The sequence below is a fragment of the Rouxiella sp. Mn2063 genome (genome assembly GCF_049319665.1).
GTDB lineage: Bacteria > Pseudomonadota > Gammaproteobacteria > Enterobacterales > Enterobacteriaceae > JBMOUD01.
The window spans coordinates 217,906-238,197 of the sequence record NZ_JBMOUD010000001.1 but is presented as its reverse complement, the minus strand read 5'-3'; the positions used below and the strand labels follow the sequence as shown (position 1 = coordinate 238,197).

The 20,292-nt window shown below is 48.3% G+C and carries 20 protein-coding genes, 1 tRNA gene, 1 pseudogene and 1 riboswitch; of the genes and pseudogenes, 13 read left to right on the top strand and 9 right to left on the bottom strand.

Going from position 1 to position 20,292, the window contains the following annotated elements:
- Positions 1-173: 173 nt before the first annotated feature.
- The 3 genes from ACL9RG_RS00975 to ACL9RG_RS00965 are packed head-to-tail and all read left to right on the top strand — an operon-like array spanning position 174 to position 2,898.
- A complete protein-coding gene (locus ACL9RG_RS00975) occupies positions 174-1,094 on the top strand; it encodes an ABC transporter permease (protein ID WP_422790699.1) in 921 nt (306 codons plus the stop codon).
- On the top strand, positions 1,094-1,960 hold the full coding sequence (locus tag ACL9RG_RS00970; RefSeq protein ID WP_422790698.1) for an ABC transporter permease: 867 nt from the start codon (positions 1,094-1,096) through the stop codon (positions 1,958-1,960). The genes ACL9RG_RS00975 and ACL9RG_RS00970 overlap by 1 nt, the downstream gene beginning before the upstream one ends.
- Positions 1,957-2,898: an ROK family protein gene (locus ACL9RG_RS00965; protein ID WP_422790697.1), complete on the top strand. Its 942-nt coding sequence runs from the start codon at positions 1,957-1,959 to the stop codon at positions 2,896-2,898. Before ACL9RG_RS00970 ends, ACL9RG_RS00965 begins: the two co-directional genes overlap by 4 nt.
- A gap of 694 nt (positions 2,899-3,592) precedes the next feature.
- On the opposite strand, the gene ACL9RG_RS00960 is transcribed toward ACL9RG_RS00965, so the two are convergent.
- Both ACL9RG_RS00960 and ACL9RG_RS00955 read right to left on the bottom strand, forming a co-directional pair.
- Positions 3,593-4,189 (bottom strand): GNAT family N-acetyltransferase, encoded by a 597-nt coding sequence (locus ACL9RG_RS00960; protein WP_422790696.1) that lies wholly within the window; start codon positions 4,187-4,189, stop codon positions 3,593-3,595.
- Between the two features lie 443 nt (positions 4,190-4,632).
- The gene (locus ACL9RG_RS00955) at positions 4,633-5,646 is read right to left on the bottom strand and encodes a Gfo/Idh/MocA family protein (RefSeq protein WP_422790695.1); all 1,014 of its coding nucleotides are present in this window, start codon (positions 5,644-5,646) and stop codon (positions 4,633-4,635) included.
- A 239-nt stretch (positions 5,647-5,885) separates the two neighbouring features.
- Here ACL9RG_RS00955 and ACL9RG_RS00950 point away from each other — a divergent pair, with 239 nt between their 5' ends.
- The 4 genes from ACL9RG_RS00950 to ACL9RG_RS00935 all read left to right on the top strand — a co-directional run bounded on the left by ACL9RG_RS00950 (position 5,886) and on the right by ACL9RG_RS00935 (position 9,750).
- A complete protein-coding gene (locus ACL9RG_RS00950) occupies positions 5,886-6,740 on the top strand; it encodes a LysR family transcriptional regulator (RefSeq protein WP_422791157.1) in 855 nt (284 codons plus the stop codon).
- A gap of 112 nt (positions 6,741-6,852) precedes the next feature.
- Positions 6,853-8,259 carry an amidohydrolase family protein gene (locus ACL9RG_RS00945; RefSeq protein WP_422790694.1) on the top strand — a complete coding sequence of 469 codons (1,407 nt, stop codon included), beginning with the start codon at positions 6,853-6,855 and terminating at the stop codon, positions 8,257-8,259.
- 324 nt (positions 8,260-8,583) lie between these two features.
- Positions 8,584-9,480, top strand: coding sequence for a myo-inosose-2 dehydratase (gene iolE / locus ACL9RG_RS00940; protein ID WP_422790693.1), 897 nt, complete (start codon positions 8,584-8,586; stop codon positions 9,478-9,480).
- Between the two features lie 194 nt (positions 9,481-9,674).
- Positions 9,675-9,750, top strand: a tRNA-Asn gene (locus ACL9RG_RS00935).
- A gap of 263 nt (positions 9,751-10,013) precedes the next feature.
- Here ACL9RG_RS00935 and ACL9RG_RS00930 read toward each other — a convergent pair.
- On the bottom strand, positions 10,014-10,493 hold the full coding sequence (locus ACL9RG_RS00930; protein WP_422790692.1) for a hypothetical protein: 480 nt from the start codon (positions 10,491-10,493) through the stop codon (positions 10,014-10,016).
- Positions 10,494-10,709: 216 nt separating this feature from the next.
- Between ACL9RG_RS00930 and ACL9RG_RS00925 the strand changes: the two genes are divergently transcribed.
- Positions 10,710-11,030, top strand: a complete 321-nt coding sequence (locus ACL9RG_RS00925; protein WP_422790691.1) for an ash family protein — start codon at positions 10,710-10,712, stop codon at positions 11,028-11,030.
- A gap of 99 nt (positions 11,031-11,129) precedes the next feature.
- A complete protein-coding gene (locus ACL9RG_RS00920) occupies positions 11,130-11,516 on the top strand; it encodes a hypothetical protein (RefSeq protein ID WP_422790690.1) in 387 nt (128 codons plus the stop codon).
- Between the two features lie 83 nt (positions 11,517-11,599).
- Here the strand turns inward: ACL9RG_RS00920 and ACL9RG_RS00915 are convergent, their stop codons facing one another.
- The 3 genes from ACL9RG_RS00915 to ACL9RG_RS00905 all read right to left on the bottom strand — a co-directional run bounded on the left by ACL9RG_RS00915 (position 11,600) and on the right by ACL9RG_RS00905 (position 13,456).
- Positions 11,600-12,061 (bottom strand): DUF943 family protein, encoded by a 462-nt coding sequence (locus ACL9RG_RS00915; protein ID WP_422790689.1) that lies wholly within the window; start codon positions 12,059-12,061, stop codon positions 11,600-11,602.
- Positions 12,045-12,896: a YPO3983 family protein gene (locus ACL9RG_RS00910; protein WP_422790688.1), complete on the bottom strand. Its 852-nt coding sequence runs from the start codon at positions 12,894-12,896 to the stop codon at positions 12,045-12,047. Before ACL9RG_RS00910 ends, ACL9RG_RS00915 begins: the two co-directional genes overlap by 17 nt.
- 194 nt (positions 12,897-13,090) lie before the next feature.
- Complete coding sequence (locus tag ACL9RG_RS00905) at positions 13,091-13,456, bottom strand: hypothetical protein (RefSeq protein WP_422790687.1); 366 nt, start codon at positions 13,454-13,456, stop codon at positions 13,091-13,093.
- 206 nt (positions 13,457-13,662) lie between these two features.
- Here ACL9RG_RS00905 and ACL9RG_RS00900 point away from each other — a divergent pair, with 206 nt between their 5' ends.
- Positions 13,663-14,904, top strand: coding sequence for a mechanosensitive ion channel family protein (locus tag ACL9RG_RS00900; RefSeq protein ID WP_422790686.1), 1,242 nt, complete (start codon positions 13,663-13,665; stop codon positions 14,902-14,904).
- Between the two features lie 72 nt (positions 14,905-14,976).
- Here the strand turns inward: ACL9RG_RS00900 and ACL9RG_RS00895 are convergent.
- The 3 genes and pseudogenes from ACL9RG_RS00895 to ACL9RG_RS00885 form a co-directional block, all read right to left on the bottom strand.
- Positions 14,977-15,132 (bottom strand): annotated as a pseudogene (locus ACL9RG_RS00895) (ASCH domain-containing protein); the annotation flags it as partial.
- Between the two features lie 36 nt (positions 15,133-15,168).
- Positions 15,169-16,107 carry a DUF3829 domain-containing protein gene (locus ACL9RG_RS00890; protein WP_422790685.1) on the bottom strand — a complete coding sequence of 313 codons (939 nt, stop codon included), beginning with the start codon at positions 16,105-16,107 and terminating at the stop codon, positions 15,169-15,171.
- A 531-nt stretch (positions 16,108-16,638) separates the two neighbouring features.
- The gene (locus ACL9RG_RS00885) at positions 16,639-17,658 is read right to left on the bottom strand and encodes an LLM class flavin-dependent oxidoreductase (protein WP_422790684.1); all 1,020 of its coding nucleotides are present in this window, start codon (positions 17,656-17,658) and stop codon (positions 16,639-16,641) included.
- A 175-nt stretch (positions 17,659-17,833) separates the two neighbouring features.
- A riboswitch (TPP riboswitch) is annotated at positions 17,834-17,940 on the top strand.
- A 93-nt stretch (positions 17,941-18,033) separates the two neighbouring features.
- Here ACL9RG_RS00885 and tenA point away from each other — a divergent pair.
- From tenA to ACL9RG_RS00870, 3 genes are read left to right on the top strand one after another with little or no spacing between them, the layout of a single operon-like run.
- Positions 18,034-18,726 carry a thiaminase II gene (tenA, locus tag ACL9RG_RS00880; protein ID WP_422791156.1) on the top strand — a complete coding sequence of 231 codons (693 nt, stop codon included), beginning with the start codon at positions 18,034-18,036 and terminating at the stop codon, positions 18,724-18,726.
- Positions 18,726-19,481, top strand: a complete 756-nt coding sequence (locus tag ACL9RG_RS00875; protein ID WP_422790683.1) for an ABC transporter ATP-binding protein — start codon at positions 18,726-18,728, stop codon at positions 19,479-19,481. The genes tenA and ACL9RG_RS00875 overlap by 1 nt, the downstream gene beginning before the upstream one ends.
- A complete protein-coding gene (locus ACL9RG_RS00870; RefSeq protein ID WP_422790682.1) occupies positions 19,478-20,263 on the top strand; it encodes an ABC transporter permease in 786 nt (261 codons plus the stop codon). Before ACL9RG_RS00875 ends, ACL9RG_RS00870 begins: the two co-directional genes overlap by 4 nt.
- Positions 20,264-20,292 lie beyond the last annotated feature (29 nt).

The following is a 20,292-nucleotide window of genomic DNA, read 5'->3' as shown; positions in this document are numbered from 1 at the left end:
GAGCGGCTTGCCCGCCGGAGCGCCCCTAGGCGTACTATGCCCGGCTATCTCGATATACCAGACAACTTTGTCATCAAATTCATATTATTATACCCAATAGCCTTCGAGTTGCAGGTAGGCGCAGCCACCCCCCTGCAACTCGAAGGATGACGGGTATATACAGGATATCTGGCATGAAAGCCTACCTCGCCAAAAAGCTCCTCGCCTTTCCGATCATTTTGATTGGTGTGTCGATAATGATCTTCGTTTCTATTCGCGCCCTGCCCGGCGATCCTGCCCGATTAATGGCGGGCCCCGAGGCAACGCAAGAGGCGGTAGATCATATGCGTATTCGCTTAGGTCTGGATCAACCGTTGATCACCCAATATGTGCATTTCGTTAAAGACGTGGCGCATGGCAACCTCGGGCAGTCATTGCAATCACAGCAGCCGGTGACGCAAGAGATCGGCGAACGGATGCCTTATACACTGGCGCTGGCCGTTCTGGCCTATCTGCTGGCGATTGTTATTGGCGTACCTGCCGGGATGAGCGCCGCCATCTACCCTAACCGCTGGCTCGACTATAGCGTGATGCTGCTGGCAATTGCCGGCGCGTCGGTGGCCAACTTCTGGCTCGGCCTGATGGCTATGAACTATTTTTCGGTGACTTTAGGCTGGCTGCCGCTGCTGGGAGCAACCAGCTGGAAAAGCTACATTCTGCCGTCCATTACGCTGGCAGTTTTGCCGATGGCGGTGATGGCACGCATGACCCGCTCCAGCATGCTGGATGTGCTCTCAGAAGATTATATCCGTACCGCGCGCGCCAAAGGCCTGTCTGCCGTTAACATCTATTGCCGCCACGCGTTTCGTAATGCCTTAATCCCTATCGTGACCATTGTCGCGCTCAACTTTGGCAGTTTAGTTGGCGGCGCGGTGGTCACCGAATCGGTGTTTAACTGGCCGGGCATTGGCCGCTTACTGGTGGATTCCGTGCGCTATCGCGACTATCCGGTGATTCAAGGCGTGGCCTTGGTAGCAGTGTTCGGCGTGGTGGTGATGAACCTGCTGGGCGAGATATTAATTGCCGTGCTTAACCCTAAAATAAGGTTCGACTAATGAGCATCTCCTTCGCACAGACGCCGACCAAACGCTCTGGTATTTCACAGCTATGCCGCTGGTTATGGCGACATCCGAGTATTACCATTGGCGGCATTATTATTGCGGCCATTGTGCTGCTCGGCCTGCTAGCCCCTTGGTTAACCTCGCATGATCCGTATTCGCAGGATTTATTAAATACCTTACTGGCCCCAAGCAGCGATCACCTGTTTGGCACTGACGATTATGGTCGAGATATTTTTGCCCGGGTTATCTACGGTGCACGTATTTCCATTGTTGAAGTGGTATTGAGCGTCGGATTAGCCATGCTGATTGGCATTCCGCTCGGCGTGCTGTCTGGCATGGCAGGCCGCTATGTGGATTTGGTGATTATGTGGGTGATGGATATGTTATTCGCCTTCCCCGGCGTGGTGCTGGCAATTTTAGTGGTCAGTATTCTCGGCGGCGGATTAATTAATTTGCTAATAGCCATCTCGCTGTTTGCTATTCCGGTTTACGCCCGCCTGAGCCGCAATTTGACCTTGGGTCTCAAGCGTATGGAATATGTCGAAGCGGCGCAGGCGCTGGGATTATCCTGGTATCGCATCGTGGTGCACTATATTTTACGCAACGCCATCGGCCCGATTATTGTGCAATCCACGCTGACGGCCGGTACGGTAATTCTGGCGGCGGCTAGCCTGTCATTTCTCGGTTTAGGCGTCCCCCCTCCTATGCCAGAATGGGGTACAATGATGAGCGATGGTCGGAATTTTCTTGGTATCAATATTTACCTTTCGCTGTTCCCCGGTCTGGCAATTATGCTGACGGTACTCGGCTTTAATGTGCTGGGCGATGGACTGCGTGATTTATTGGATAAGCGCTCATGATGGTCAACGATAGCACAGCGGTTTTTTGTGCTGATATTGGTGGTTCTTTTATTAAGTTTGGCCTGTCGCGCCAAGTGGGTGTCGTTGAAGAGTTGGCAAAAGTGGATATGTCGGTTAAATCCTGGAGCGATTTCGTCGCCAAATTGCAGGATTTACTGGCACATTTCGGCGCCTCCCTCCCGGCCACAACGCCGCTGGCTATCTCTACTGCTGGGCTGGTTTCCCCACAAAGTGGCGAAGTGATGGCCAGCAATATTCCAGCCTTTGCCGGACATGATTTTGCTCGGGAGCTGACGGCAATATTGCAGCGTCCGGTCAGCGTCGCCAACGATGCCGACTGTTTCACGCTGGCAGAGGCTCATCTCGGTCACGCGAAAGGCGGCAATATCGTCATCGGTGCAATACTGGGTACCGGCGTTGGCGGCGGGCTGGTTATCAATAATCGCCTGATTCGCGGCCAAGGCGGTGTTACCGGTGAATGGGGCCATGCGGCAATTACTCGCACCGAGCTCACTATCGATAAACGCCTGTACAAAATTCCGCGTTTACCTTGCGGCTGCGGGCAAACCGGCTGTTTGGATACCTTGGGCGGCGCACGCGGCTTAGAGCGTCTGCATCAAGAATTACATCAGCAGCATCGCACCAGCCATCAAATCGTGGAGGATTGGGAAAACGGCTCCGCGCAGGCCAACATTACCGTCAAAGCCTGGCTAATGTTGGTTGGCGAACCTTTGGCGCTGATGGTCAATATTCTGGGCCCGGATAAAATCGTCGTCGGCGGTGGATTAGCCTCGATCCCCGGCTTGATTAGCGAATTAGATAAGCGAGTACGGCTCGCCACCTTGCATCGGTATTCGAGTCCGTTGGTAGTGGTTGGCAAGTTTGTTAACCAGGGCGGGTTAATTGGCGCCTCAGTATTGGGGAGGAGCAGTGAATAATTATCACTCGGGGGATCATTATTAATGCATGTTATGTTGCATTCGTGCAGGTTCGGTCGCTCATTACCGTAGTGGAATATATCTGCGTTGGCGAACGCGACCGGCAAGGGTTTTAGGGCGAAAACCCTTGCATCCCGCGCCTGCGCTTAGCTTATCGGGTCGCTGCGCGACTGCCCGCGCTTACTGCTTCGGCCGGTCGGGTCGGCTGAGACGGGCGTCCTGCCCGGCTTAGCCTAAATCGGGCGTCCGTGACCGATTTCCCCTGGCCTCATTCGTTCGCTTGGCCGATAAGATGCGCTATTGAAGTCAAAGACTAAGAGTAAATAGCCGTTACTTAAGGCGGCGTTTATAAGTGCAGAACAAGGCACCTATCTTCTTGCTATATAGCACCTGTGCAGGTTCGGCCGCCTACCAATAGACTGCAATATATCGGCGTTGGCGAACGCGACCGGCAAGGGTTTTAGGGCGAAAACCCTTGCATCCCGCGCCTTCGCTTAGCTTATCGGGTCGCTGCGCGACTGCCCGCGCTTACTACTTCGGCCCCACGGGTCGGCTGAGACGGGCGTCCTGCCCGGCTCAGCCTAAATCGGTCGTCCGTGACCGATTTCCCCTAGCCTCATTCGTTCGCTTGGCCGATAAGATGCGCTATTGAAGGTCAAAGAACGAGTAAGGTCTACTAATACAGGTAAAAGTATTAAAGGCTAGCATGCCATTTTGAGCGGGTTAAACGATAGAGACAATGTTCACTGAGCGGGCTGGCTGGATCTACCGCGGGGTGAGCGAAGTTTTCGTTGGTGCGCGTCATGTTGAGCCTCTGCATGACGGCTTGCGAACGTTGGTTGCTTAACGTGGTGAAGGCAACGATTTCATCCAGGTTAAGCTGTTCAAATGCCACTCTGGCGCACTCTCTTGCGGCTTCAATGGCTAATCCCTGCCCCCAAAATTCTTTCGCAAGCCGCCAGCCCATTTCTACGCAGGGGTTGAACGGCAAGTCATAACCCGGTGTATGCAAACCAACAAAGCCAATAAATTGATGGGTTGCTTGCAACTCAACGGCCCAAATCCCCCAACCACGGTCTGCAATCAGCGCCCGACAACGCTCAGCCATCCCATCACTTTCTTCTCTGGTTAACACTCGAGGAAAATGCTCCATCACTAAAGGATCGGCATTCATCGCGGCAAAAGGAACGACATCTTCATCACGCCATTGACGTAATCTCAGACGAGAAGTTTGCGGCTCAAGTACAGACTTAAGTTTTGGTACCGGGATAGAAGCGTCAAATATCGGCAAAATGTATTACTCCATTAAAAAGTCGGGGGCGAATCTCAGACAATGATCCAATGAGCTATTAAGACATAAAAGAAGTTAACAAGCGCAAGAATAACCTTGCAACGTTGATCTTCAATCTTTTGAATTTCAAGCGCATCTTGTCGGCCAAGTGAATGACTTTGGTGAGGGGAAATTGGCCACGGACGGCGGATTTAGGTGGAGCCGGTCAGGGACGACCGTCTCCGCCGCCCCGTTAAGCCAAAGGCATGAACGCGGGCAGTCGCGACCCGACAAGCTTAAGCGTAAGGCGTGTCCTTATGAACATACAGTGCAAGGGTTTTGCCTGAAAACCCTTGCCGGGCGCGTTCGGTGAAGCTGATATATTCCACTTAACTGATAAGCGGCCGAACCGGCACCAATGCTGCATCCCTCAGTCATAAAAATCCTAATGACTTGGTCATTCATCACCGTGCATAAAATGCCGGACGTTGCGGCAGCTCTATCGGCACGATTTGCCCGCTTTTTTGCGCCAGAATACAGGCATCAGAGGTGACCGCCGCGGTATAGCCATCCCACGCCGATGGGCCGGTTAATTCGCCTGCCGCTAGATCGTGAATAAAGGCCTGTAATTCGATGTCATAGGCTTCGATAAAACGGTCTTTCCAGTCGGTTAAAATACTGGTGGACAGACGAGCCTGGCTGCGGGTTTGCACTGAAGATGGCTCTGGCAAACGGGCGATGCCGGTTTCGCCGACCACTTCGCACTGAATGTCATAGCCGTATTGGCAGTTCACAAACACTTCTACGTCAATACGGGTGCCTTTGTGGGTTTCAAATAGCACCACTTGCGGGTCTCGCAGATGTGCCAGCGCTTTACTGGTTTTGCGCGGGAAAACCACTTGCACAGTGCGATAGTCATCATCAAGTAGCCAGCTTAATACGTTGATTTCATGAATCAGCGTGTCAACGATTGCCATGTCGGTGCTGTAAGTATCGGCAACGCTGGCATTGCGGTGGGCGCAGTGCAACATTAAGGGTTCGCCGATTTCACCGCTGTCGATCACCTCTTTTAAGGCGCGATAACCGCGATCAAAAGGCCGCATAAATCCTACTTGTACCAAGCGCTTGCCGTGTTTGATTTCGGCATCAACAATGCGCTTACAGCCTGCAGCGGTGACCGCCAATGGCTTCTCACAAAACACCGGTTTACCGGCAGCAATCGCGGCTAACACAAACTCTTCATGGCTCGGCCCCCAGCTGGTGACTAAAATCGCATCAACATTGCTAGCTTTCACTAATTCATGCGCATCGTCATACACCTGCGCATCAAGCTGCAGGCTGGTGATGACATCAACGGCACTCTGGTGGTTGATATCATTAACGGCTACCACTTTTGCACCAACCAACACCTTGCTACAACGACGGATATGCTCACGGCCAATTGCGCCGGTGCCAATAACGCCAAGATTCAATGCCATTGCGTTTTCCTTATCTGAGCCGAGAGAAGAGCGATACACACCCGCTGCGACCAGCGAGATGCGGGATAAGGTCAGTATAAGTATTTTTATTTTCAAAAAATCACAAATGGGAATAAAAATTTCATTTTGAGATATGGTTCAAATATTGTGCTCAGCGTAATCCAATGCGCGCTTTTGCCATTAACAGCAAAATTGATAGTATTGGTAAATCCAATGCAAGCACGATAAGTATTGAAAAAATGAATCGCTATCCGATGTTTAGCCCACAACAATTACTAAGTTTTGTTGCCGTCTGTGAAACCGGCAGTTTTACACGTGCCGGTGAACGGGTTTTTCTCTCTCAATCCACAGTCAGCCAACAAGTACGTAAACTTGAAGAGATGCTAGGCAAAGCCTTACTTGAACGCACTTCCCACCAGGTTCAACTTACTGAAGAAGGCGAACGTCTGCTGCATTATGCCCGACGTATTATTGCCCTGAACGGCGAGGCACATGATGCCCTTTCTAGTCAATGGCAGGATGGCATTGTGCGCTTAGGGGTTCCTGAGGATTTTGCCGCGGCAACCACCGGGCTGTTGGCAGAATTTAGTCGTATGCATCCACAGCTGCGTTTGGATGTCACGAGCGGCTTAAGCCATGAATTAAGTAGCGCCTGGCAGCGAGAGGAATTGGATATCATTCTGATTAAACAGATCAAAGGCAATAAGCCTAATGCCGCTCGCCCCGAGCCGATGCTATGGCTGGATAGCGCCGATTTCCCGGTCTTTGAACGCGATCCGCTACCGCTGGTGTTATTTCCACTCAACGGCCTATATCGCGAGACAATATGCCAGAGTCTGGATGCAATGGGCCGCAGCTGGTGTATTAGCTATAGCAGCGCCAGCCTTGCTGCACTGGTTGCCGCAAGCGCAGCTGGTCTTGGCATCACATTACTGCCCGCGAGCTGTCGGCTTCCCGAGCACCGTATATTGGGTCGTGAATCTGGCTTACCAAGCATTGATAATATCGAATTAGCGTTGTTTTACCGACCCAATGCGACAGCTGCTCAGCTAGCGCTGGCAGAGAAACTACGCCAATTTTGCCACCTTAATTAGCTATTGATTTTACCACTGCCAGCCAGTTGTAAATATCGCAGCCAGTCAGCCACGCTTATTTTATGGTGAATCGACAATGTAAGCTTTTATCTTCTGGATTAAGGACATCGACGTGCAGAATATTCACCAACAAAGCCGCAGAAATTTTCTCTCTAACACCGCGAAACTCACGGCAGGCAGTGCGCTGATGGCCTCGGCAATGGCATCGGCCGCCTCTATCAGTATCCGTGCCAACAATCCGCCAACGCAATGTGCCGATCTCAACAGTATAAAATCCATTAACGCGCCACATTACCTGCTACGTAATGTCCGCCTGGAAGACGGGTTTGAACGCGAAGGCGAGACCGTTATTGCGACAAAAACCAGTCTGTATCAGCTTGAGATTAATAACGGCAAAATTGTCGCTATCCAGCCCGCGAATACCGCCGCCGACAATACGCTGCCCACCTTTGACGCCAGAGGATTATTACTGCTCCCCGCCACGCGTGATATGCACATTCATCTCGATAAAACCTTTTACGGCGGCCCATGGCAGGCCCCTAGGCCGCGTAAAGGCAAAACGATTATGGATATGATCGCCCGTGAGCAAGTGCTTATTCCTAAGTTGCTGCCCACCTCAGTTGAGCATGCCGAAGCCATTATTGGCCTGCTGCACTCAAAAGGCACCACCGTTGCTCGTAGCCACTGTAATATCGACCCGGTTAGCGGCCTGAAAAGTCTGGAGCATTTGCAGATTGCGCTGGAGAAACATAAAGCAGATTTTAGCTGTGAGATTGTTGCCTTTCCGCAGCACGGTTTATTGCATTCGCATGTCGACGGCCTGATGCGCGAAGCGATGCAAATGGGTGTGCAATACGTTGGGGGACTAGACCCGACCAACGTTGATGGCGCGATGGAAAAATCGCTCGATGCCATGTTCCAGATTGCAATAGACAGTCAAAAAGGCGTGGACATTCATCTACATGAAACGTCACCGGCAGGTGTCGCCGCAGTGAAATATATGATAAAAACCGTCGAGCAAAACCCGCAGTTGCAAGGCAAAGTGACACTGAGCCACGGTTTTGCGCTTTCGACTTTGCACGATGCCGAGCTCGATGCGGTTATCGACGGTCTGGCACGCCAACAATTTAGCGTGGCGTCTACCGTACCGATTGGTAAATTGGCGATGCCACTGCCGCAATTAAGTGAGAAAGGCGTCGTTGTCATGACCGGTACCGACAGCGTGATTGACCATTGGTCGCCATTCGGCACCGGCAGCATGCTGGAAAAGGCCAACCTCTATGCGCAGCTTTACGGTAATTCTGACGAGTTCGGCCTGACCCGCTCTTTAGCTATCGCGACGGGCAATGTGCTGCCACTCGATGACAGCGGTAAACGCCAGTGGCCGGCGGTAAACGATAATGCAGAGATGATCCTGGTTGACGCCAGCTGCTCCGCTGAAGCCGTTGCGCGTATCTCCCCCGTAAAAGCCACCTTCCACCAAGGCCGTCTGGTCTTTGGCAGCATACAAAAAGTCTGATTATTATTAAGGGTTGCCGTCAACAAGCGCTGTCTGGCGGCAACGCATTATCTCTCTCTTCGCCCTATTCTCTCCGTTACAGCATGCTTTACAGAGTAAAGATGCGGTAGATCACACATCAATAAAATTCCATATTGTTTTATTTTGAAATTTTAATTCCATTCATTACATTAATTTCATCAGTACTATCAATAGTCAAAAGCCCTGCATAAGTTAAGGCTATTCTATTGGCTTCACTACCCTAACACGTTCAAGTGCCAACCATTATTTGCAAGCAACACTCACCCTGTCTTTTGAGTTGAGAGACGACTTTAAGGAAAACGCATGAACAGAGACCATATCAAACTTGCCATCGCCCCTATCGGCTGGACTAACGACGATATGCCGGAATTAGGCAGCGAGAACAGCTTTCAGCAATGTATCAGTGAAATGGCTCTAGCGGGCTTTGTCGGTTGTGAGGTCGGCAACAAATATCCTCGTGATATTGCGCAGTTAAAAAAAGCACTGGATTTACGCGGTTTGCAAATCTGTAACGCCTGGCACAGCACTTTTTTTGCCAAAGGTCACCATCAAAAAACGTTGGATGAATTTACCCAGCAGGTGGATTTTTTATATAGCCTGGGCGCAAAAGTGATTGGCTGTTCAGAACAGAGCATGAGCATTCAGGGGACGACCAAAGCGGTATATGACGAAAAGCCGGAGTTTAGCGATATTGAATGGACTCGCGTCACAGAAGGCTATAACCAACTGGCAGAGATTGCCGCTACACGAGGGATCTCTGTCGCCTTACATCACCATATGGGCACCGGCATCCAAACCCCGGCCGAGATCGACCGCTTTATGTCAGCCACCAATGACAATGTGTTCTTGCTGTTTGATACCGGCCATATCTACTGCTCGGAACGCAGCCAGCAGTCAGTGATGGCAGTACTGGAAAAACACATCGCCCGCATCAAGCATGTTCATTTAAAAGATTGTCGTGACAGCAAACTACAGCGAGTGAAAGAAGAGAAACTCTCTTTCCTCGACGGCGTTCGCCTGGGTATGTTCACCGTACCCGGCGATGGCGTAATAGATTTTAAACCGGTATTCGAGCTGCTCGACAGCAGCGGCTACCAAGGTTGGATGGTAGTTGAAGCAGAACAAGACCCGGCGATTGCCAATCCTCTCGAATATGCCCTCAAAGCCCGACAATATTTACGTGACACCGCCGATATTTAATCTGTGCTTATCGCTAGCTGGGGCAACTCAGCTAGCTAACATAATCCATTAATGCGTATTAATTGGAGACAAAACGACCACATTTGCTTTAATAGTCAACAAGTTGACTAATCTGTCATCAAACAGTCATTTTTTTAATTTAACCCTTTGACATGCCCGTCCCCTATCGCTATTATTCGCCTCGTTCAAACGATTCCTCTGTAGTTCAGTCGGTAGAACGGCGGACTGTTAATCCGTATGTCACTGGTTCGAGTCCAGTCAGAGGAGCCAAATTAGAGAAGCCCGCTTAAGGAAACTTAAGCGGGCTTTTTGTTTTTTGGTTAACTGGTTACAGGCATAAACTGAAAGGCTAAGCAAAACCCTCGCTTCTTTACGCCCCCTCTAAAACCAGAACCTCGCTTAGGGCCGAGTCCACACTACGAGGGTAGGATCACTTTATTATCGAATTCGGTGACCACTTGAGTGATCACTTTTAATACGGTAGCAGTTTACATAGAATTATTTACAGGGCCTAAAATAACAAAAGTGCTATTTTATTCTGACGCTAAATCTTTTAATTTTTGGTAGTGAATATAATAACTAGCTCTTTCGCTATATTCATATGTCAAACATGCTCCTTTTACGATGTAAAAGTCGTAGCTTCCTTTAGTAGAAAGATAGGCTCTGGCTAAACACTTTGCTTTAATATAATTATCCCACTGCATTTTTTCAGTAGTGATTGAGGATAAGAAATCATTATAATTCAAAAGATAAAAATCATCTTTTGGGGTGTTTTTTATTTTTTTTAAAAATGCAGAGTATTCTTTCTCATAATCATTTTTAGTCTCTTCAGCAGTTTGTAACATGCAACTTTGTACAACTGAAAGAATACTGCTTGTTTTTAAGCAATCCTTAACATTTTTATTTTGATAAAAAACGTTACTACCATCATCAGCGATAGAGTCTGATTTCTCAATACTGGCATGTACCAATAAAGGGAATGCGGTCACTAATAATATTATAAAAACTCTCATCTCATATTATCCTTAATGTACTTAATTCTCCCTCTGCTTCCTTCATATTGCATTAACTTAGGTGTGTTTTTTATCATTTTTGATACTGACTAGATGAATCGTTGTTTCCTTCTGCTCGAAATGTCAGAAGTCCTTCTTTTGGCTCTAGCATCACTTTATTCCTTTTCCTTGGAGTTCTACGCCAGAATTTCTGGTTGACTGTCTTTCGATATCTGAATGAGGGACTGTACGCCGGAATCCCAGAGAACTCCATCACCAAAGCTAAAGACGGTCTGCATTTGGTCAATCGCTATCGAATGCGCTATAGTCGCGCCGCTGCGGCAAAATCCGCAGCCGGGTTTCGCACCCCGTAACCTTCAAGGTGGCACTCTGCGTTTAATACTGCGCTTAGGTGCCACTGTCTTTGAACACCTATTGCAAATGGATTTATATTTGCAGGCTTCAATGGTAGCTCAGATGGGGCAGCCTTCGGGCTGGCCGGTAGCCTTCAGAGCCGGTACTGCGAACCTCACCTGGGCAGTTTCGCAGCTCCAGTGATAGCATTAACCCTATCTGAAGGAGGCTGCCACATGGCTACGGCCCTCACCACTACTCACTCTATTTTTTGCATCATCCTGGCATTTCGCGGGGTGAGTCATGCATAACGATAAATCCGCTACTCACGCCCTGCCCGATTCCTGGTCGCTGTGCGACAGCTGCCGTTTATTGGCGCATGCGCTGATTGGCCCGCAGAATCATCATGCGCAACATACGCTGTGCCTGATGATGGAAACCCATTTAAAAGCCTTGCAAGCCGCACTGAATTTACCCATCCCTGAGGATTATCAACCCGACGCATTGCCCGCCAACGACGGCCTGTTTGATGAGGTAGAACTCGAACCAGCGGAACTCTGCGATCAATGCTTCGCGCTTAATTACGCGCTACTAATGCTCAGTGATAAATGGGTGAAAGAAGCGATCGCTTTTGTATTATGGGAGCCGCTGGAGATGTTACGCCGGTCGCTTTATACGGTGGAGGAATGATTGGGTTGGCTGTCTGGATAAAATTGATTGTCAGGCAGCCAAGATTAACACTATTTTGCAAGGAGTTCGGAGAAGTGACCTTACTAATACTTAAAGTTAACAATTTCACCATTTTTTTTCATACGATAGACCCCATCATGAAGAGTAAATAATATATCGTTATTTCGCTCTGTCTCAACTGAAAATACTCTGTTTTTATCAATGCAGTTTTTTTGATTTTTCATATCATCAAAACATAACCTGTCATATTTACCTTCCTCTTTATACCCACCAGAAAAATCCCAAAACACAATAGAAAAATGACCGTCACTATCTTTCTTAGGAATACTATATTTTATTTTTAATTTTTCTTTATTTTTTAACCACCAGTTGATTTTACCTTTATCGGTAAAAGGAAAGTTTATTACCAACACATCGCTGGAGTTTCCCACCTCATGGACTGCAACGATTTCAGCAGAACGCATTAGCAACCAAAAAATGAACAAAAATATGCTAAGAAAAGCGATTAACAGTGTATAATTAATTTTACTATTTTTTCCTTTCATTACGCCCTCCTGTAATTCCCACAGTAGCTTCCATATTCGTCATGAAGGGTTTAAAACCAAATTTATTGTATCTTTGTAAAACGAACCATATACGAAAAAAACGAAATTGAGAAAATTTAAAATTTGAAATATCTCCATTATCTAGCCCGAAGTGGTCTTGGACTTTATAATGTAGTGTTGCGTGATAACGATCATTATCTATCTGTAGAGACTTTAATGTAATATGTGTAGACCACGTGTCATGTACAGTAATACCCATCCCATTAAAACCATCCTGAAATCTATCAAACTTAGGAAGCTTTCCTTTACGGATAGCGATATTCATATCAATTTCTTTCTCTGCCGGATAGCATTTCCTATCCCAATCTATATTTAGATTAAAGACTTTCTCTAATAACAAACGAGTACTATTATCTGGAGAGTTATCATTTAATATTTGCTCTTTCAATGCTGCATTTAGTTTCAAACTACGAAATTCAGAACCGTTGTTATTCTGCATATGAGTGATCATCTCAGTGATCAAATCACTATAAGGCCCATAAATCGAGAACAGTTGTGAAAGATAGCGAAATTCATCAAAAAGAATTTTGGCACATTTCTCTCGTGTAATTTTTTCACCTTCTTGGCGCGAGCCATAAAACATTGATTGTGGCTGGGTAAATGGAGTAATTTTGGTCAACGTGTAAGGGTTAACGCTGGAAGAGACGTCAATCAGACTAAACTCTGCTTTTAACTGAGTCTCTGATAAGTCACCACAGTGCATATCATCTGCACTATAGTCATCCATCCATCTTTGTGTTTTGAATATTGAACAAGGGAATTTAAGTGCTGACATAATGATACATTCCTTATAATAAAACTCATCCATACTGACTTCACTTTGTAAGGGTACCCCTCAACAAATGATAATGTAAATGCCGCATTAGCCATTGTTATGAATAAACTAAAATTAGTCATTCAAAACTAGAAATATAAAAATCGTATAACCGTACTATTTTTAGCAGATTGGTTAAAATTGAACGATAATGTTCAACTGTATTCCAGTGATGCAGTGTCCTTATCAAATATAATGATAGCGGTATCCCATTTTTCATTTTTGAGGATTGCTTCAACGCATTGTACCGGATAGAGGTCATCGGCTGGTTGAAATCGCTGATACTCAGAATCTGGAGTAAGCATCACATCGTGATTGACACTTACAATATGTCCATCGGGTTTTTCAGGATTTGGGTATCTGATGCATAATAGCCTAGCCTTATAAAACTCCTCTGGCAGTCCCTCTAACATACATCCTGTGGCCCACCCAATTAATTGCTCTTTGGAATCTTCATTTTGTGAGGAATCAGGTTGCTGAGCACCTATCAATCTTTTAAAAGTATTAATAAAGTTAAACATATTATTTCTCAATAACGCTAGGTGAATACTCATCATCCAAACTGGATAACGTAACTACAATCAGGAGAAAATACATCGCAACAGTATAACCAAAATATCGCGTTGTCTTCGTTTTTCTAAATTATTGTAGGCAATTCTAAACAACCTCAAGGTTGCAGCGCCCTCCCTCGCAAGGCATGATGCCCCCTTATTTTTAAGGAGGCACTATGCAGGAATTGATTTCCACACTACAGCAATATGGTATTCAGCCCAACCACACGACGTCACTGATCGTCATTTTCGGCATCATCCTTCTCACCGCACTCGTGATCCACTTTATCCTGCACCGAATTGTGCTTCGTGCCTTTGAGAAACGTGCGCAGGCCAGTTCTCGATTGGTGCTGCAAATCATTACCCAGAATAAATTGTTCCAGCGGTTGGCGTTTATGTTGCAAGGCATCATCGTCAATATTCAGGCGGTGCTATGGCTAGAAAAAGGCAGCGATGCGGCGACGATCCTCACCACCTGCGCGCAGCTGTGGGTCATGCTTTACGCGCTGATGTCCTTCTTCTCGCTGCTTGATGTGATTTTTGGGCTGTCCGGCAAATTCTCTTTCGCTTCTCAGCTCCCGCTGAAAGGGATTTTTCAGGGCATCAAACTGATCGGCGCGATCATTGTCGGCATTCTGATGGTGTCGCTGCTCATCGGCAAATCACCGGCGATCCTCATCAGCGGGCTGGGTGCGATGGCCGCGGTGCTGATGCTGGTGTTTAAAGACCCGATTCTCGGCCTGGTAGCCGGTATTCAGCTTTCCGCTAACAGCATGCTCAAGCTGGGCGATTGGCTAGAAATGCCGAAATACGCTGCCGACGGCGCGGTCATCGATATCGGTCTGACCACCGTAAAAGTGCGCAACTGGGATAACACCATCACCACTATTCCAACTTATGCGCTGGTTTCCGACGCGTTTAAGAACTGGAGCGGCATGTCTGCCTCTGGCGGACGCAGGATTAAGCGCAGTATCAATATCGATACCACCAGCATTCGTTTTCTCTCGCAGGAGGAGCAGGACAAGCTGCTGAAGGCGAAGCTGCTGCAACCCTATATGGCCGAGCGCAGTAAAGAGATTGCCAGCTATAACCAGCAGCACGCCGATGATTCGGTGCTTAACCAGCGCAAAATGACCAATATCGGGACGTTTCGCGCCTACATGAATGAGTACCTGAGCAATCATCCGCGTATCCGCAAAGATATGACGCTGATGGTTCGCCAGCTGGCACCAGAAAACGAAGGGCTGCCGATTGAGATTTATGCCTTTACCAATACGGTTGTTTGGTTGGAGTACGAAAGTATCCAGGCCGATATCTTCGACCATATCTTTGCCGTGGTCGATGAGTTCGGATTACGTATCCACCAGACGCCGACCGGCAATGATATACGCTCGCTGGCGGGGGCATTCAGCCATTAATCTGTTAACGCCCGCAATGCGGGCGCTTTCTTAATATTGCTGTGGCTGCATTAGTTAAACAGCCCGCACAGGTCAAACAATATCTATCAGTTGGAATTCCTCGGCGACCAACTCCATATCCTCAGAAAATGTGCCTTCACGGGTAAAAAAGGCTTGATGTTCTTTACGCCAGTACTCGAGGCTCAGGTCGCCTTCCCCCTCTTTTCTGGCAAAGTAGGCCGTCACGTCAGAGATTTAATTAAAGGCATAGACATCATGTCAAAATTACTTGAAGGTACAACCATACATATTGATACGATTAATAACCTGCATGTAATCATTATTTACCGAGTTTCTTAGATTCTGGGCCATTAGAGGGCTACTCCCAGAGACGGAGTTGGGAGATAAATAACCATTTTCGGCCTTGTTCAATAAACCTCTTCCTGAACCAACAAAATTATTCACTGTGTCTTTCGACGGCTGACATCCAGTGGCCATTTCAGCCAGTTTATTCAGCGACTGCGTAAAATTATTGTTTATCTCTTTTGATGGTTTTCCTTCACGGTATAAATCAAAAACGGTGTTAGCTTCACGGATAGCTTGTTTTGCATAAAGCGCTATCCCTCCACGATAATATTCGGGCGAGTTTTTTGGCGCTTTATCAAACAGACTACGCATATTGGCTTCATCTTGTTTTTCCATTGCATCACTGAATTGCTCTTGAGATTCAGCAACATTCTTCATCAAAGATACGTATTCTTTCTCAGTATCACGTACTTTTTTCCCCTTATCCACTAATGCCGTTTTAGCTGTCTGATAATCATTCAATTCTGTTAACAGAGGCAGAGCAGCATTTATAGCATTAGAAAGTTTTTTAGCCGGAGTGTCTAAATCATCCATTTTAGGTGGCAAGGAATAAGCTTTATCTAACCGCTCTGCTAAAGATTTCAATGACGAACCGCTGATAGAACTATAATATTGGAAATCCCCATCTTTTTTATAAGTTTGTATATTATCAATATACTTATCCAGTTCATCCGCCACATTTATAGTGTACGAATTAGAGGCATTAACATATTTATTGTACTTGATAATCTCCTGCTGCTCTGGATCATCCTGCTGCACGACCTTGTTATTGCTTACTTTTTTATCGTCGCAAGCCGTATTTAAAACACACAAACCACCAACAACAAAAGCAAGACAATATTTTTTTAAGTTATTCATAATATTCAACTCTTATCTATTAATCCAATGATAATCTGCGTACCATTCCTGCTGACTGCAGTTTTACTATCAATCCCCCCTGCTGTTTCGCACTCGACGAAACAATAAATAAAAGTAGTTGAAAATTGAGAATGTGCCAACATGCCATTCATTAATTATGAATTTATAAAATAAAATTAATCAAGAAGCAGGGAGTTAGCATTAGTGGGCTTTACATGGAAGATATTTTACATCTGAAAAACAAAGATAATAATTTTATAAAAATCAAATAAGAACATTATTATAAAGAATGAAGTGAATTTTTTCAGTCTATTTATATTTACCCTGGCGCAATCTGTTCACGCTTTTGACCTTCAATAGCGCATATTAGCGGGCAAGAGAAATCGGCCATATTCGGCCGATTCAGGATGAGCCGGACAAGGGGTTCGCCTTAAACCACTTGCCGGGTACGTTCAGTTACGCTGGTATATTACATCTTCTTAATAAACGGCCGAACTGATATGTATATTCTATACACCACAGCAACGCTGCTTATCTCCACCCCAATCCCGGCGCGACATGCTTGAGAATAGACTCAATCACATGGGCGTTGTAATCCACGCCCAATTGGTTAGGGACGGTTAATAGCAACGTGTCGGCTTCGGCGATGGCTTCGTCTTGTGCCAGCTGTTTGATCAACACATCTGGTTCGGCGGCGTAGCTGCGACCGAAGATAGCGCGGCCCTGATCGAGATAGCCAATTTGGTCACCCTGATTACCGCTGCCGCCAAAGTAGGCGCGATCTTGCTGGTTCATCAGCGCAAAGATACTGCGGCTAACCGATACGCGCGGTTCGTGCGCATGGCCAGCCGCTTTCCAGGCGGCACGGTAAGCGCGGATCTGCTGCGCTTGTTGAACATGGAAAGGCTCGCCGGTTTCGTCGCGTTTTAAGGTTGAGCTTTGCAAATGCATACCCAGCTTAGCCGCCCAAACGGAGGTGGCGGTTGAACCGGCTCCCCACCAGATGCGATCGCGCAGGCCTGCGGAATGTGGTTCGATACGCAACAAGCCCGGTGGGTTAGCGAACATCGGCTCTGGGTTTGGTTCGGCAAATCCTTCACCGCGCAGCACGTCAAGAAACTCTACCGCGTGACGGCGGCCCATATCAGATTCCGTCTCACCGTCTTTTGGCTGATAACCGAAGTATTTCCAGCCATCGATTACCTGCTCAGGAGAACCACGGCTGATACCCAACTGCAAACGTCCGCCAGAAATCAAATCAGCAGCACCGGCATCTTCGGCCATGTACATCGGGTTCTCATAGCGCATATCGATGACGCCGGTCCCTATCTCGATACGTTTAGTTTTCGCGCCGATAGCTGACAACAGCGGGAAAGGTGAGCCGAGCTGACGCGCAAAGTGATGGACACGGAAGTAAGCACCATCGGCACCTAACTCTTCGGCCGCCACGGCCAGGTCGATAGATTGCAGCAGGACATCAGAGGCTGAACGCGTTTGCGATTGCATCGAAGGGGTCCAGTGGCCAAAAGAGAGAAAGCCGATCTTTTTCATAGGGGTAACCTTAAATTTGTATTAATCGGTCTACATTGACAAAAAAGCCCCCGCCTGTTCCACAAAAATCGTAAAAGACAGCACGGCTCAGAAAATTTTGTCGCAAAGCTACCGTCTTCTTCATGTTCTTTGCACGACTTGAGCGTTGTAATCAAAAAATAAATACCGTATAACAAGCTCCTCCGAGGGGTGTCCTGTGACGGGCTGAGATGGTGTTGTGTAGCCGAACCCTTTGAACCTGATCTGGGTCATGCCAGCGAAGGGACGGGTCAGCCACAGCTTTTCGGCTATGGTTTGTTCTACCTCTGCCTCTGCACGCCCGGATCTCCACTTACTTTTGGAGGTCCCATGTTTACATCGCCTATTTCTAAAAAAATGTTCGATACCGGTCTTTATGGTCAATTGCGCCAACAGGCTGGCAGCGATTGGCTGGACTATGTTGAGCACTCTTTTGTGCAACAGCTCGGTGCAGGTACGCTGCCGCAAGCGGCGTTTCGCCGTTATCTGACGCAGGACTATCTGTTCTTGGTGCATTTTGCTCGTGCTTACGCGCTGTTAGCCAGCAAGTTACGTACCCTGCCTGAAATGCGTGCTGCCAGCGCTTCGCTCAACGCCATCGTATCCGAATTGCCTTTGCACGTAGCCTATTGCGCCAGTTGGGGCATCACCGAGCCGGAAATCGCCCTACAGCCCGAAGCCGCAGAAACCATGAACTACACCCGCTATGTGCTCGATATCGGTCACTCTGGCGATGCGCTGGATTTGCTGGTTGCGCTGATGCCTTGCGTGGCGGGTTATGCCGAAATCGGCCTGAACTTACTGAACTCGCCATTAACGGTGATGGAAGGCAATCCGTATGCATCCTGGATCCGCAATTATGCCGATGAGGGGTATTTTGCCGGGGTACAAGCTTCTATCGATCTGTTGGAGCACATTGGCAATCAACGCGGTGCCGAAAAGCGTATGGCCGAGTTGTCCGAGATTTTCACCACCGCCACCCGCCTGGAATCAGCCTTCTGGCAAATGGGACTCAATGCCATCGATAGCGCCGCGGTGCTGCCTGCGTAATGAGTACTTATCACGTAAATAGCGGCACAGTACCGCCCGGCATTAAGGTCAGGGATTTAACGCTGCGCTTTGGTCAGAAAGTGATTTTCGAGCGGTTAAATTTTGATATCGAGAGCGGCCATTTTGTCGCGCTGCTCGGTGCCAGCGGCGCGGGGAAAACCAGTCTGCTGAAGATTATTGCCGGATTAGTCCAGCCGACCTCAGGCAGTGTCATCGGTAGCGATGGCCAGCCGATTAGCCAACGCATCGCCTATATGGGGCAAAAAGACTTGCTCTACCCGTGGCTGACCGTCAGCGAGAATATTACTCTCGGCGCGCGGTTACGTGGCGAAAAGGCTGACCAACAATGGGCCGAGCATCTGCTGGAACGCGTCGGGCTGAGCGGTTATGGCAATACCTTGCCCGCCGCGCTTTCTGGCGGTATGCGTCAGCGCGCCGCCATCGCTCGTACCTTGTATGAGCGCCAACCAATTGTGCTGATGGATGAGCCTTTCTCAGCGCTGGACGCCATTACTCGCGCCATGATCCAAACGCTGGCCTGCGAGCTACTGGCACAGCATACGGTGTTGCTGATCACCCACGACCCTATGGAAGCCTGTCGGCTGGGCCACCGTCTGCTGGTGTTGTCACCCTATCCTGCCGGGATTGATGATTCGCATCAGCTAGTTGGTCAGCCCCCGCGCGCAGCGGACTCTCCCGAGTTGCTAAAAAGTCAGGCGGCGTTGCTGCAACAGTTAGTGAGGGCCGCACAATGACATGGCAAACAAAGAGCTTGCAAGCAGAAGGACGAGCATCACGCGCGCGTCGGGGGTTAACGGTATTTATCGGGCTGATTGTGTTATGGGGATTGCTCTCTTTAAGCAATATTCCCGCATTCCTGATGCCCTCACCTGCCGCAGTGGCACAAGCGCTGTGGGATAACCGGGACTATCTGGCTTATAACACGCTGATCACCGCCTCGGAAATCGCCAGTGGATTGGTGATTGGCGTGCTACTTGGCGTGGTACTGGCATTGTGCATGATCTTCTCTCCGCGCATTCAACGCTGGCTAATGCCGCTGGTCCTCACCAGTCAGGCAATACCGGTGTTTGCCATGGCACCGCTGCTGGTGCTGTGGTTCGGGTTTGGGATGAGCGCCAAAGTGGCGATGGCGGTACTGGTGATCTTCTTCCCGGTCGCCTCTGCATTCTTTGATGGGCTGCGCCGAGTCAATAACGATTACCTCGATTTAGCCCGCACCATGCGTGCCTCCCCCTGGGCACAACTGCGGCACGTGCGTCTCATGGCCGCGTTACCGGCTTTTGGTTCAGGACTGCGCATGGCCGCTGCCGTCGCGCCCATTGGGGCCATCATCGGAGAATGGGTCGGGTCGGCAGCAGGATTAGGTTATGTGATGATCAACGCCAACGCCCGGATGCAGAGCGATGTCTGCTTTGCCGCGCTATTTATTTTGGTACTGATGACCGTGTTGCTATGGCTGGCGGTAGATGCGCTGCTGCTACGCCTGATTAGTTGGGCACCAGAAAGTCATGCATAACGGATCAATAAAATGAAATCTATTAATAG